This window comes from Halosimplex aquaticum, assembly GCF_028747785.1.
Lineage (GTDB): Archaea > Halobacteriota > Halobacteria > Halobacteriales > Haloarculaceae > Halosimplex > Halosimplex aquaticum.
This window is the reverse complement of record NZ_CP118158.1, coordinates 1,062,986-1,076,007: the sequence shown is the minus strand read 5'-3', so window position 1 is coordinate 1,076,007 and position 13,022 is coordinate 1,062,986. Positions and strand designations below refer to the sequence as shown.

General features: G+C 63.7%; 12 protein-coding genes and 1 tRNA gene. 1 reads left to right on the top strand and 12 read right to left on the bottom strand.

All coding sequences use genetic code 11. The features are described 5' to 3' along the window. Window positions 1–9 precede the first annotated feature (9 nt). From PSC72_RS05315 to PSC72_RS05260, 12 genes are all read right to left on the bottom strand, one after another. Window positions 10–852: a hypothetical protein gene (locus PSC72_RS05315; protein WP_274324854.1), complete on the bottom strand. Its 843-nt coding sequence runs from the start codon at window positions 850–852 to the stop codon at window positions 10–12. A gap of 89 nt (window positions 853–941) precedes the next feature. After that, complete coding sequence (locus tag PSC72_RS05310; RefSeq protein WP_274324853.1) at window positions 942–2,822, bottom strand: hypothetical protein; 1,881 nt, start codon at window positions 2,820–2,822, stop codon at window positions 942–944. Between the two features lie 721 nt (window positions 2,823–3,543). Beyond that, complete coding sequence (locus PSC72_RS05305; RefSeq protein WP_274324852.1) at window positions 3,544–3,840, bottom strand: hypothetical protein; 297 nt, start codon at window positions 3,838–3,840, stop codon at window positions 3,544–3,546. A gap of 274 nt (window positions 3,841–4,114) precedes the next feature. Continuing rightward, window positions 4,115–4,185, bottom strand: a tRNA-Pro gene (locus tag PSC72_RS05300). 50 nt (window positions 4,186–4,235) lie between these two features. After that, window positions 4,236–5,105, bottom strand: coding sequence for an RNA-guided pseudouridylation complex pseudouridine synthase subunit Cbf5 (locus PSC72_RS05295; protein WP_274324851.1), 870 nt, complete (start codon window positions 5,103–5,105; stop codon window positions 4,236–4,238). Continuing rightward, window positions 5,105–5,683, bottom strand: a complete 579-nt coding sequence (gene cmk, locus PSC72_RS05290) for a (d)CMP kinase (RefSeq protein ID WP_274324850.1) — start codon at window positions 5,681–5,683, stop codon at window positions 5,105–5,107. Before cmk ends, PSC72_RS05295 begins: the two co-directional genes overlap by 1 nt. 940 nt (window positions 5,684–6,623) lie before the next feature. Next, window positions 6,624–7,970 carry an orc1/cdc6 family replication initiation protein gene (locus PSC72_RS05285; protein WP_274324849.1) on the bottom strand — a complete coding sequence of 449 codons (1,347 nt, stop codon included), beginning with the start codon at window positions 7,968–7,970 and terminating at the stop codon, window positions 6,624–6,626. A gap of 877 nt (window positions 7,971–8,847) precedes the next feature. Next, window positions 8,848–9,057 (bottom strand): DUF2249 domain-containing protein, encoded by a 210-nt coding sequence (locus PSC72_RS05280; RefSeq protein ID WP_274324848.1) that lies wholly within the window; start codon window positions 9,055–9,057, stop codon window positions 8,848–8,850. A 190-nt stretch (window positions 9,058–9,247) separates the two neighbouring features. Continuing rightward, window positions 9,248–9,562, bottom strand: a complete 315-nt coding sequence (locus PSC72_RS05275; protein ID WP_274324847.1) for an AzlD family protein — start codon at window positions 9,560–9,562, stop codon at window positions 9,248–9,250. After that, complete coding sequence (locus tag PSC72_RS05270; RefSeq protein WP_274324846.1) at window positions 9,555–10,391, bottom strand: AzlC family ABC transporter permease; 837 nt, start codon at window positions 10,389–10,391, stop codon at window positions 9,555–9,557. Before PSC72_RS05270 ends, PSC72_RS05275 begins: the two co-directional genes overlap by 8 nt. Before the next feature lie 134 nt (window positions 10,392–10,525). After that, window positions 10,526–11,485 carry a DUF106 domain-containing protein gene (locus PSC72_RS05265; RefSeq protein ID WP_274324845.1) on the bottom strand — a complete coding sequence of 320 codons (960 nt, stop codon included), beginning with the start codon at window positions 11,483–11,485 and terminating at the stop codon, window positions 10,526–10,528. Window positions 11,486–11,656: 171 nt separating this feature from the next. Continuing rightward, window positions 11,657–12,301 carry an adenylate kinase gene (locus tag PSC72_RS05260; protein ID WP_274324844.1) on the bottom strand — a complete coding sequence of 215 codons (645 nt, stop codon included), beginning with the start codon at window positions 12,299–12,301 and terminating at the stop codon, window positions 11,657–11,659. 90 nt (window positions 12,302–12,391) lie between these two features. Here PSC72_RS05260 and PSC72_RS05255 point away from each other — a divergent pair, with 90 nt between their 5' ends. Beyond that, window positions 12,392–13,015 (top strand): class I SAM-dependent methyltransferase, encoded by a 624-nt coding sequence (locus PSC72_RS05255; RefSeq protein ID WP_274324843.1) that lies wholly within the window; start codon window positions 12,392–12,394, stop codon window positions 13,013–13,015. Window positions 13,016–13,022: the final 7 nt, after the last annotated feature.

The following is a 13,022-nucleotide window of genomic DNA, read 5'->3' as shown; positions in this document are numbered from 1 at the left end:
GTTATGTATCTAAATAGTTTTATAAATATTTTCATCTACCTCATATATATGGCCATCCATCATCAATTCTTCAATAGTAGCGTCAATTTCGTCTTCACTCATACCTGTCGAAAGCAAATCCTCCTTTGATGCACCCTTTTCGTGAGCTAACTCAGACTGCCTAATTATTTTGTATAAATCTCTTTTATTATCAGATGAAAATTTAACCTTTCTACTCTGGCGATCATCGTTTGGTTGGAATTCTCCCAACAAAGATTGCGAATTTGACTCCAAGTTTGAATTCCGTATTGTCGTCTCTAATTGGTTTACTTTTTTGTCTAATTTATACATTGTTTCTAACACTTCAGCAAGATTTTGGTCAGTAGGATCCGCACTTTCACGCAAGGATTGCATCTCCGCCGACTCAGAAATTGGGTTATCGAACTCCGGTTCTCCATCTAACAAGGATTCTAATAGACCTCGAATTTTCTCTTTTGCTTGTTCCGCTTCGTCCACTTCCAATCCGTATTTAATTGTTCTAAAGTCAGATATATCAAATGGAATTGATTCATTGATTTTTATGAGTTGAATATATGGTTCGCCAGTTGCGTGTCTTACCGCAAGTTCGTAAAATACGTTTGGATTATGACCGGTTAGGTCTGCTATTACGAGTTCGCTGTTTACCGTCTTTTCTATCACCTGATTCGTGATGCTCCCTGGTTGATCCATTTGGTCTGCTCTCGTCACGGAATACCCGTAGTCAGATACAGTTTCTTCTACAATGTACTCCATAACTTTGTTCGACCGCTCCCGGACCTTACTTTCTTTATCACCAATGGGTGCAATAAAGAAACACTCTTTATTATCGCTCATATTATATCCAAATTCTGTTTGACAGAGTTTAAATTTGACCTCTTCTCTGGCGCACTAAGCAGTGTCCCAAAAAAGTTGGAAAAACGAATTCACCCAGGTCGTACGGGCGACGGCGGCCGACACTCCGGTTCTTCGAAGCACTCCACGAGGTCGTGGTCCGGATGTCGACGTTGGAACTCCATACGCAACTCCGCGGCCCACGGCTCTCTGTAGCCGAGTCCGACCAGCCGAGCAGCCTGACCGCGTGCGCTGTAGGACGCGACTGACTCGCCGGGACCGTCCGACCCGTGGACGACGATCGTCGGGGACTGCTCGTTACCGTGGTACTGCAACCGGGTTTCGTTCAGCAACCGCTCGACGGGCATCACGACCTCGGCCATGTCGACGCCGCCGCCGGACGCGGCCGGGTGTTCCTCGTCCTCGACGATCACCGCGTCGAGCCGCCAGTCGGGCGGGTCGTCGAAGCCGACCGCTTCGGAACGGTCGACACCGGCCATCACCTCGCGGACGAGACTCGCGTCGTCGGGCGGGAGCGAACACAAACCCAGTACCTCGGTCACTGTGGCGTTCGGGTGTCTCTTCAGGTGCGACTCGATGGCCTGACGCTTCTTGCGCTCGGTCGGTGTCTCACCGACCGTCGCCGCCGCGGTCGCGGACGGCCACTGTTCGCGCAGCTGCTCTTCGCGGTCGGGGACCTCGACGCCGCCGTCTGCGACGGCCGTGGTTCCGCCGCTGTCGCCGGCGGACAGCCGGGCAGCGGTCAGTGTTTGGTCCTGGTCGATGCCCCACGGTGACCCGCACTCGGCACACTCGTACTCGACGCCGCGCCGGTCGGAGACGACGATCTCCTCGCCGTGGGTCACCTCCTGCTCACTCTTGTCCGACTCGAACCGTTGCTTACACGCGTCCGCTGTAGCTGCCCAGCCGGCCGCGTTCGAGCGCGTTCGGCGCTTCCTGTTCGCAGCCCACTGCGTCGCCGCCCAGGCGACGTACTCGATGGACCGCTCCAGGAGACCGGCCGGCTGGATACCGGTGTAGCTCGCTACGTACGCGGCCACGTCCTCGACCTCGTCGGCGGGCAGCACTTCGACCGCTCGCTCTACCGAATGCGCGTCGTCACCGGCCCAGTCGCAGTCCTCGACGTGTTTGTCCATCACCGGGCGGAAGTCCTCGGCGGACACCTCGCCGTCGACGATCAACATCACATGCTCGTGGGTGTAGCAACTGTTCAGCGAACCGCCGCGTTCGGACTTGTGCGGCTCTTCCTTCCGGTAGTAGTCCCACTGGTCGCTCTCGAAGCCCAGCGACCGCAGCCGGTTCCGCAGCGTGTGGTACACACCTTCCCAGGGCGTTCGGACCTGCTCGGTGTGGTCCACCGGTGGCCGGCGGTCACCGTCCGGTACCGACGAGGCCGTCCGGGTCAGCAGCGCGAGGTGCGGGTTCTCGAACTTTCCGGGACACTCGCCGCCGCTCGGGCGCGTACCGCCGATGGTCTCACGGACCCAACCTTTCAGTTCGGCGAAGTACCGTTTCTGGTACGACGGCATCCACGAGGTTTCAGCGTCCTTGTGGAACACCTCGTGTTCCGGGTGACCTTCGTAGCCGCGTTCAAGCTTCAGCGTCGTGTTTCTGGAATCCTCGTACGACTCCAGCAGTTGCTCTACGGCCGCTTCCCAGGTGAGCGGGACGCGCTTGTCCAACTCAAACACTGTCGTCGCGTCCTCCTGGTCGGTCAGCGGTTCCACCTCGACCTCAGTCGTGTACTCTTCGAGCAGCGACGCACGCAACCGCTGGCCGGGTACTTCGGTGAGCGGCAGCCGGGCCAGGTGTCCGTACTCTTCGCGGAACTCTGCAACGCGCTCAGCCGGGGTCGGTAACTCGCGCTCGTCATCGGCGGAGTTACCGGGCTGAGACGGGGTTACAGAGTTAGTCTCATTGGTGTGCCGAGAACCGCACTCTCCCGAACTCATCGTAGTGCCTCCGCACCGCGACAAGAGTGGGGCCGACCGGAGGTCGGCCCGTGCGCTCGGGCTTCCGCGTCGACCCGCAAGGGGTCGAGGCGGCGGCGGCCGACCTGAGCGCGCCTCGGGGCGCTCGGCGCGCTCCGGGCGGTCGGCCGCTCTCCCTCGCTGGCGGTGGACTGTGCCAGCGTTCGGGGCGAATGCTGGCCAGTCTCACCGCTGGTGTGGCGATGAGCGAGGCGATCGGGAGCGCGCGCCTCACCCCCATTGAGGGGGAACCGGCGCGCGCGGTCGCTCGCGGGAACGTGCAGCTGGGCGAGCGAGGGGTGACCTGCGGGAGCGTGCGACTGCGCGGACGGCAGACGCCGGACGGCCGGACCCATCTCAGTCCGCTATCCGGTGGCAGGCTCTACACTCGCGCTCTTCGGCGGGTCCGGAGTCGAGCGGATTGATACAGCCCTGCCGGCAGTGTCGACACCGGTAGGCTTTGAGGTCCGACCAGTCGACTTCCGGCGGGATGGGGCCGGATTCGCCGTCACCGGATGGACCCGTTATCTCCGGGTAGTTCGGCTGTCGTTCGAACCACCAATCCGGCGGGTCGACATCAGCGTGCTTCCAGTAGTGACGACGAGACGAGTTTTTCAGCTCCTCGACAGTCGGCTTCTGTTGTTCTAACCACTCGCGTCTGCGTTCTCGACGAGAGCGAGCGACAGGGCCGAGTTCGTCGCTTTCACTCATCGCCAGCACCTCGCTCGTGGGCGGCGTGCGTCAGGAGTACGCCATCCGGGTGATCATGGACGCGGATCGTATCTCCCGGGACAGCGTACAGCGGAGCCAGCGCCGGGTTGAAGAGGTGTATCGAGATGTCACCGCGCGGAGTCATTGAGACGGTGTACTCCGCGAGGTAGTCCGGGGTGTACCGGTCCGGTGTCTCCTCCGGTTCGGAGTCGGCTGCCGGTTCGTCGTCCGTCTCGGTTTCGTCCGAACTCGTGGGCGGCCACGGCGTGCCGTACTCGGTTTCAGACACGCCGATCACCTCCCTCGACGGCGCGGACGGCCTCGCGGACCTCTCGATCCGTTGCACCGTCAACGACAAGCTGAGAGGCACGTACGAACTCGTTCGGCGAGTACGGCCACGACTGTCGGCGCTTCAGTTCAACGACGCAGTGCAGCTTTCGCAGAGTTCTCGCGGGGTCCGCATCGACACTTAAAGAGCGACTAATTTCCAGCCGTATCTCGGAAGGAAATTGGTCGCTCACACACCCGAGGCTTCGGGTGTGGGCATCTTGTAGAAAGTTTGATGGGACCGCCGAGATTCGAACTCAGGTCCGACGCACCCCATGCGCCGAGGATACCGCTACCCCACGGTCCCGCGTATTGGCAGATGAGCCTACCCTGATTAAGCCCTTCGCTTTCGGTTCGTCAGACCAGCACCCGTTCGAGCTCGATTACCACCCCTTCGTCGGCCTCGGGATCGCCGGCGAGCGTGCCGAGACAGACCGCAGCGCCGTCGGGCGTGTAGCAGGCGAGCAAGTCACCCCGAAACACGTCGTCGATTTCCAGCAGTCCGGGCGCGTAGACGGGCGCACCCTCGGCCACCTCGCGGGCGGCGCTCTCCGCGATGGTCGCGCCCGGCAGGTCGACGAGCGCCCGTTCGGCCGGCTGAACGACCTCGCGCAACGCATCGGTGTCACCCTCCTCTGCCCACGCGAGTGCGTCGGCGAGGTCGTACAGCGACGAGAGATCCGTGTCGTCGAACGAACCGGTCGTCGTCCGGCGCAAGTGGCCCATGTGTGCACCGGTGCCGAGCGCCAGCCCGAGGTCGTGACAGAGTTTGCGGACGTACGTCCCGCTCTCGCAGCGGATCTGCAGCAGCGCCCGGCGGTCCTCGACTTCGATCGCGTTCAACTGGTAGATCTCCCGCGAGCGCAGGCGGCGGACGACCGCGCTCTTCTTCGGCGGCTTCTGGTAGATGTTTCCCTCGAACTCGGCGAGCACGGATTCGAAGTCGGCGGGCGCGGGGCCGTGCAGTTCGAGCACGGCGACGTACTCCTTGACGCTGTCGTCGAAGACCTGTGCCATCCGCGTGGCGTCGCCGAGCAGCATCGGCAGACAACCGGTCACCTTCGGGTCGAGCGTCCCGGCGTGGGCGGCGCGGTCGACGCCTGCCATGTCGCGCACCCAGGCGGCGACCTGGTGAGCCGACGGGCCCGGCGGCTTGTCGAGGTTGACGACGCCGAATTCCAGGAGCGCGTCGACGGACCGGTCGTCGGGCGGGCCGCGGAGCGCCATCAGAAGTCGTATTCGACCGCGGTGACGGGCGTTTTCCCCTCGTCGTCGGCGGGGTCGTAGGACTCTACTGCCGAGAGCGCGATCTCGACTTCCGTCTCCGGGCTCCACCGTGCCGTGTTGATCACCAGATCGTAGATCGAGCGGTCCTCGATGTCGATGTTGTAGTACTCCTGATACCGTTTGGCCTCACTCTCGGCGCGCTCGGAGGTCTCTCGGCGGGCGGTCTCGGCGGACTTGTCCTCGCGGTCGGCGATACGGTCGATACGGACCTCGAACGGCGCGTCGAGCCAGAACTTGAGGTCGGCGTGGTCGCCGGCCATCCAGCCCGCCAGTCGCGACTCGAGGACGATGTCGTCGCGTTCGCTCGCGATCTCCCTGAGCCGTCGGTCGAGGTCGCGGTCGACCTGGTCGTCCTCCTCGGCGAGTTTGTTGAACTCGACGAGCGAGTGGCCGCGTTCGTCCGCCAGCGAGCGGAAGATGTCGCCGCCGCTGACGTAGTCGTACTCCAGCGCGTCAGCGAGCGCCTCGGCGAAGGTCGTCTTTCCGCTCCCAGCGGGACCGGAGACGGTTATCAACATACCTGACGTGCGAGCGGTCGGTAAAAAGACGTTACGAACCACAGGCTGCCAGAGTGAGAGTCGCGATAGGTGACACGCGCTCGTTTCGCGGCCCAGCCATCGAAACGGCTCTAATTGTCTGATCGGTGGTGTTGCGCTCGACAAACACCAACTGCCTGTCGTCGGATTCACTCGAATCAGGCCACCCACCGGGCATCACTGTTCTTCGTTCAGGGTGGGGTGAACAGGCAGTCAGTCCGTTCCTCAGTGGTGCCAGTAAAACACGAATCGGACGTCGCGGTAGCCGCCAGCGAGTAACCGGAGGAGGTCGAACCAGTCGTCGGGGACGAGTCGTCCCCACCCCGCGTGAGTGGTGAATTCGTTGATACTATCGGAGGGGTCGGTATCGGAACACCTTAATTGGACGGTTGAAATGCGGGGACGAAAACGGGGGATCCACCCCATGTGCGAAGTGAAATTGGCGCCATCGGTCCGGTTCACAGAATCGCAGGACTTCGACACAACCCCGCACATTCAGTTCTGCGAGCGTCGGACGGGCTGCGAGCCCACTCGTGGATCGATAATTCGGTGGAAGACTCGATGAAGCGGTAGACCACCTCGGTCTGTGCGACCGAAAACGGGAACAGACAACCCAATGTCCAGTGCCAACGTCCGGAGAAGCGGGCCAGACACCCCGTGTGCGAGATGATTTGTCTGACGCCCGTTCGACGAGTCCGTTCGAGAGACGACGTGGTCCGCTCCGGACGCCCCACGTGCAAGATGAATCGGAGTGCTACTGACTGCCACCCCATGTGCGAGATGAATTGACGAGCGGAAATCGGGGGACTGCTCCCGGTGTGGCTCCCCGTGTGCGAAATGAATTCGCGGACGGTGAACGTCCCGGTTCGGGCGGGGAGACACCCCGTGTGCGAAATGAAATCCGCGTTGGGACCGCGTTTCGTCAGTGTTCTTCGAAGAACTCCGCGACTTGCGCGGTGACGACTGATTCGATGAGGTCTTCGTTGTTCTCGACGGCTTCGAGGCGGATGTCCGCCTGCAGGGTCTCGGCGACGACCTTCGGGTCGTCGATGAACGTGTACTCCTTGTGGACGCCGCTCCCGTACCCGCGACCGCGTTTCTCCGACGTGATGAAGTTGTACGTCTCCGCCTCGCTCATGTATCGGAGGTACGAGTCGCGGGACTTCTCCTCGGTGTCGACGAGACTCGTCAGGTACTGGTAGACCCGATAGGCGACGGTGCTCGGGACCGCGTTCAGACTGCGGTTGGAGTAGACTGGGACGACGGCGGTCGCGTACAGCGAGAGCTTCTTCTGGGCGGAGAGCCCCTGCATCTGGGTCAGCGTGCGATCGCGTTCGGCCTCTTCCTGGGCGCCTCTGACGTGGTCCTCGCGGACCGACTCCTCGCCCTCCCGGTCGGCGATCTCGCCGGCCTTCCGGAAGAGGTCGATGGCCTTCCGCGCGTCGCCGTGGTCCTGGGCGGCGAACGCGGCGCTGAGCGGGATGATCCCGTCTTCGAGAACCCCGTCCTGATAGGCGTCACGGCGGCGTTCGAGGATCGCCTGGAGCTGGTTGGCGTCGTAGTCCTGAAAGACCACGTCTTGCGGGTTGAACGAACTCTCCGCGCGGCCGTCGAGGTCCTCCATGAACCGGGGGTCGTTGGTGAGCGCGGCGACCGAGACGTGCCCGTCGATCCGGCCGAGCTGGGTCGCCCGGGAGAGCTGATAGAGGAGTTTCGAATATGCGGGTTCGGCGTTGGGGTCGCGCTGGCGACCGACGAGGAGGTCGACCTCGTCGAGGATGATGATGACCGAGTCGAAGTTGTCGCTCAGGATCTCGTAGAAGCGGTTGAGCTTCTGATCGGTCGAGATCCCGCTCTCGGGGACGCCGAGGTCGACGCCCGCTTCGGTCGCGGCGTTCTTCGCGAGCCGATAGACGGCCCGGTCGTGGGACTTGATCGTCTGGCAGTTGATCCTGATGACGCCGAAGCGGTCGTCTTGGGAGTTCGAAAGCTCCAGGACCTGTTCGCAGACGGCGTTGATGATCAGCGACTTCCCGGTCCCGGACGGCCCGTAGAGCAGCATATTCGGCGGTTTGTTTCCCTGTAGCGCCGGGCGGAGGTACGTGATGATATCTTCGAGTTGCTGTTCGCGACCCACGATGCGGTCTTCGTCGATGACGACGTCGGGGTCGAGTAGCCCCTTGTCCTTGAAGACGGAGTTCTGCACGCCCTCCTGGAGGCGCCCCTTGATGGACTGCGAGAGAGACGGGGTATCGTCGCCGTTGGCCATGCTATCCGTCTCAACCTCGTCCTATAAATATGCCCCGAGACCGTGTGCGAGATTAAATACGCCGTTTTTCTGCGGATCGGAGCGTATCACAGGGCCGACCGCCGACGTCCAGCCGACCGCCGGCGAGATCAATTCCCGCCACACACCCCGTGTGCGAAGTGAAATTCCGTGCGGTCCGACTGTCCTCTCGAAATGACTGTCCGTCTCACCCGTGTTTGCGTGTTCGTGATTCGAATTCGCGTTGAATTCGCGCTGACCGTATATCGATAGCATCCGTATCGATCTGGGCGGCTGTGTTCGAGCGGATCTGGGTGAGTTCGGCGTCCCCCACACCCCGTGTGCGAGATGAAATTGCGACAGGTCGTCACCCCGTCTGTCGCAGTGCCTTCGGGCGTGAGTCCGGAAACACGACGTCTGTGGTCTATCGATAGGGGAAACTCAACAGGTCTCGTCCACGCGGCCGGAGTGATATAATCAATGTGTCATTATCTAAACGCCGGACCCTAGTTGTACTACGGACTCAGTTTACAACATTCAATCATAAAACCTCCTGTTTCTAGCATCGGATCGAGATCTATCGTTTTCAGCGACTCAGTCTGTTATTCTCGGTCGAATCCCGATATCGGTGCCTGTTTGTCCGGGAACCCGCCAGCCCTTCACTTCCGATTTCATCTCGCACACGGGGTGTGGGGGCGTGGAGGTACGCAAGGGCGTGGAGACACGTGAGGCCACAGTGACACGTACGGGAGTGTGGAGGTGAGCAAGTGCCGGGATCTAGGCTGAAATCCAAGCAGTCTCTCCACAGCCACAACCTCGCTCGATCGGCGAATTTCACTTCGCACACGGGGTGTGACCGAACTGAGTTCGACCGTTCTCACTACTCTCGAAACACCAGTCCGATACCGGGCCGATATCCGCAGAACGGGGCCTCGAGTTGTTTATCGACGCCGTCGTCGACCATCGACTCGGCCTTCCCGACCAGTACTCGGAACGCTCCGGGATTACACGCCAGGAACTCCCAGAGAAACTCCGGCCCGGCCTCGGCGTCGAACTGGTCATAGAGCGGCTTCGCGTCGTGGTCGTTCACCAGCGTGAATCCCTCGTTCGGACCAAGGTCGTCGAAGATTTCGAGGAGCGCCTCGTGTCACCGCTGTGGTTTCAGGTCGCGAACGTCGATGGCCGCGAGCGTCCCGTCGTCGAGCGGGTCGCCGACGGTGCACCGCTCGTGGTGAATCCCGTCGCCGGAAACCGGATCCCGGGCCGAGTGCGCTCCACCGTCACAGGACGGCGCGAAACGCGATCACGGCGCCGACGCCGACGACCAGGGCGAGGAAGATGTTCTCCGTCCGCAGAGCGACGGCGGCGACGACGGCGCCTGCGAGCCACTCCGGGGGACCGCCGGCCGCCAGTTCCGGCGCGAGGACGGCGACCACGATGGCCCCCGGAAGCACTTCGAGGCCGGCCTCCGCCCGGTCGCTGATCCCCACGTGCGTCAACAGCCACAGCCCGCCGGCCTTCGTGAGATAGGTGACGGCGGCCATGCCCGCGATGACGACGACGACGTTCGGATCGAGCGCGAGCGGGTCACTCATGGCGGACCACCTCGGCGACGGCGGCGGCGAGACCGCCCGCGATGACGTGCCACTGGCCGGACAGCAACTGCGAGGTCGCCAGCGCCGTCACCAGCGCGACCGCCCACGGGACGGCCGTCGACGACCCGTCCCAGAGTTCGACCGCGAGCGCGACGAACGTCGCGACGAGGACGAAGTCCAGCCCGTAGGTGGCCGGGTCGTCTATCACGCCGCCGACGGCGACGCCGACGACCGACGAGGCGACCCAGAACACCCAGATTGCGAGACCACTCCCGAGCAGGAACGCGCCGCGCCGACTCCCGGACGTGAACTCTCGCATCGTCAGCGCCCAGTTCTCGTCGGCCATGAAGAACAGACTGAGGTAGGCCCGCGGCGCTGACAGGTGCCGGAACCACGGCCGCAACGCGGCGCCCATCAGCGAGTACCGGAGGTTCACCGCGAAGACCGCGAGTACGACCGCCGCTATCGGAACGGGGTCGGCCCACAGCTCCACGGCGATGATCTGGGAGGCCCCGGCCAGGACGGTCGCGCTCATCAGGGCCGCCTCCGCGGCGGTCAACCCGGCCCGGTCGGCGAGGACGCCGAAGGCGATGCCGTAGCCGGCGACGCCGAGCGCGACCGGGACGCAGGTCAGGAACCCGGCGCGTATCCCGGCGCGGTCGAACGTCACCCCGCCCCGAGCGACATCCGCCGACGCCTCTGGGTCGCTCGCAGCGGCGTCGGCCGACGCGCCTGCGTCACTCGTCACTCGGTCCGCCGACGCCTCCGGTTCACCTGTGGCTCCGTCGGCCGTTCGGTCCGCTCCGGGTCGCTTGTCGCTGGTCGTCATATCCGTGAGTCCACGCACGTCAGGTCGGCACCGTGACCTATCGTCTCAGATCGTTCGTCTGTTCTACCACGACCGTTCGCAAGAACGCGGGTGGACCGCGGACGCACTCAGCGGCGCGGGTAATCCGAGGGCCGCTACGACGAACTCGGCGTCGTCTGGACGTTGAGCGCCTTGCGGACGATCTGGGTGAAGCTCATCGAGCAGACGAAGTACCAGATGATCCACGCCCACATCGGGCCGATGCGGTCGCTCCAGCTCTCGATCCCGCCGATGATCGGCAGGACCATCACGGGGGGTTCCCCGGCGACCATCGCGCCCGTCTGGACCATGTAGTAGATCCAGAGGAACACGGGGATGTTGACGAGCATGATCCAGACCATCGGGCGGAACTGCTCTTTGAACATGCCGAGCTGGTCGCCCATCGCCTCCATCTGCTCCTGCTGGATCTCCTCCAGGGCCTCGTCGTCGCCGCGCTCCTTGGCGGCCTTGCGGCGCTCCTGGATCTCCTGCATCTGCTCCTGGTACTCGCCCATCTTGTCCATGTTCATGAGCTTGCCCTGCAGGATCGTCGAGTTGAGCCCCGTGAACACCGCGAGCACGAGGATCATGATGTAGAAGGGGAGCACGTCGGCCAGCGGGTCGAGCGCGATGTCGAGGACGCCCCCGACCGTGTTTCGGATCGGCGCTTGCGAGTAGCCGAGGAACAGGGCGATGGTCGCGACCGCGGCCATCTTGTCCCAGCGAGACCACCCGCTGTCCTCGTCGTCGCTGTCCGCGGAGGACGAGGTGGACGTCGAGTCCGAGGTGCCGCTCGAACTCGAACCGCCAGCGTCGTCGCCGGGTTCCGGCGCCGAGATGCCGAGCGCGTCGCGGACGCCTTCGGGGTCGTCGACGACGAAGCCCTCGCCGTCGACGTCGACGAGGATGCCCTGCTCGATGAGCCGGCCCCACTCGCCGCTCGTGATGTCGTCGCTGACGTCCGACCACTGGACGGTGCCCTTGTCGTCGGCGACTGCGAGCACGCGCTCCAGCGCGTCGGCCATCGACTGGCTCTCGGAGGCCAGCGACTCCGCCTTTTCTGCGGTCCGTGCCATTGCTATCTATCTCCGGGCTTGTGCGTTATCAAGTTTTTACTCTGGCCGCGGGGGTCGATCGGCGGCCCACGCCGCCTCGTCCGCCCGGTCGGCCGGCCGCTCAGGCGTTCGCGTCGGCAGTCTCTGGGGGTTCGCGTCGACGGTCTTTCGGACGTTCGCGTCGACGCTCGTTCAGGCGTTGGATTCGACGGCCGACCGCACGTCGTCCCAGACCTCGTCGGGCGTCTGGTCGCCGTCGATCTCGACGTAGCCGTCGTGGTCCTCGTACAGTTCGAGCACCGGTTCGGTGTTCTCGTGGTAGACCGACAGCCGGTTGCGCACGGACTCCTCGTTGTCGTCCTCGCGCTGGTAGAGGTCGCCGCCGCACTTGTCGCAGACGCCCTCCTCCGCGGGCGGGTTGAACTCGACGTGGTAGTTGGCGCCGCAGTCCTCGCAGACGCGGCGGCCGGTGAGCCGTTCGACGAGTTCGTCCTCGGGCACGTCGAGCACGAGCACGACGTCGAGGTCGGTCATCTCCCGCAGCGCCGCGGCCTGGTCGCCGTTGCGCGGGTACCCGTCGAGGACGAACCCGTCGAGGTCCGAGAGTGCTTCCTCGACCATCGCGTCGACGACGACGTCGGGGACCAGATCGCCCTGGTCCATGTACTCCCCGGGCGTGTCGTATTCGAGGTCCATGTCGCTGATGTCCATCTCCTTGTTCGCGCGGAGCGCGTCGCCCGTCGTGACGTGTTCGACGCCGAACTCGTCGGCGAGGCGTTCGCTCTGCGTGCCTTTGCCGGCGCCCGGCGGACCGAGAATCAGGATCTTCGGGTTCATACCCCGGGCTTCGACGGTCCTCCTCTTTTTAGTGTCGTTCTGGTCGCCGGGCGTCACGCTTACGTCCCCGCCGCGAGCACTCCCGCGCGAATGGACGAACGCGTCCGCAGAACGGTCGAGACCTACGAGCGCGTCGCCGACACGTACGCCGACCTCCACGGGGACCGCGACGTCGTCGCCGATATCGTCGAACGGTTCGTCACCGCCGTCGACGAGGCGAGCGACACCGACGCGGACAGTCCACCGCGCGTCCTCGACGTCGGCTGCGGCCCGGGCTGGGAGTCGGCGGCCTTCGCCGAGGCCGGCTTCGACCCGGTCTCGTTCGATCTCACGCTATCGTTTCTCGACCAGACGCGCGAACGCGTGCCCGGGGCGACTGTCGTCCGCGGAGACATGCGGGCGCTGCCGTTCGCCGACGACGGGTTCGACGGACTGTGGGCCTGCGCGTCGCTGCTGCACGTCCCCGAGGCGGAGGTCCCGGCGACGCTCGACGACTTCGAGCGCGTCCTCCGCGACGGCGGGGTCGTGCTCGTCTCGCTGAAGCGCTCGGACGCCCCCGTCGACCGCGACCGGGAGAGCCCGTACGACGCCGACGAGCGCCACTTCGAGCGCTACGACCCCGAGACCGTCACCGAACTGTTCACGGATGCGGGGTTCACGGTGCGCGACGTCGACGCGGAGGGCGGCTGGGTCGCCGTCTGCGCGGTCGCGTGACCGCCCG

Bases quoted from the DNA above. Each gene is read 5' to 3' on its own strand.
- PSC72_RS05260 (WP_274324844.1), bottom strand. From the start codon at position 12,301: ATGAACCCGAAGATCCTGATTCTCGGTCCGCCGGGCGCCGGCAAAGGC.
- PSC72_RS05275 (WP_274324847.1), bottom strand. From the start codon at position 9,562: ATGAGTGACCCGCTCGCGCTCGATCCGAACGTCGTCGTCGTCATCGCG.
- PSC72_RS05310 (WP_274324853.1), bottom strand. From the start codon at position 2,822: ATGAGTTCGGGAGAGTGCGGTTCTCGGCACACCAATGAGACTAACTCT.
- PSC72_RS05270 (WP_274324846.1), bottom strand. From the start codon at position 10,391: ATGACGACCAGCGACAAGCGACCCGGAGCGGACCGAACGGCCGACGGA.
- PSC72_RS05295 (WP_274324851.1), bottom strand. From the start codon at position 5,105: ATGGCGCTCCGCGGCCCGCCCGACGACCGGTCCGTCGACGCGCTCCTG.
- cmk (WP_274324850.1), bottom strand. From the start codon at position 5,683: ATGTTGATAACCGTCTCCGGTCCCGCTGGGAGCGGAAAGACGACCTTC.
- PSC72_RS05285 (WP_274324849.1), bottom strand. From the start codon at position 7,970: ATGGCCAACGGCGACGATACCCCGTCTCTCTCGCAGTCCATCAAGGGG.
- PSC72_RS05255 (WP_274324843.1), top strand. From the start codon at position 12,392: ATGGACGAACGCGTCCGCAGAACGGTCGAGACCTACGAGCGCGTCGCC.
- PSC72_RS05315 (WP_274324854.1), bottom strand. From the start codon at position 852: ATGAGCGATAATAAAGAGTGTTTCTTTATTGCACCCATTGGTGATAAA.
- PSC72_RS05265 (WP_274324845.1), bottom strand. From the start codon at position 11,485: ATGGCACGGACCGCAGAAAAGGCGGAGTCGCTGGCCTCCGAGAGCCAG.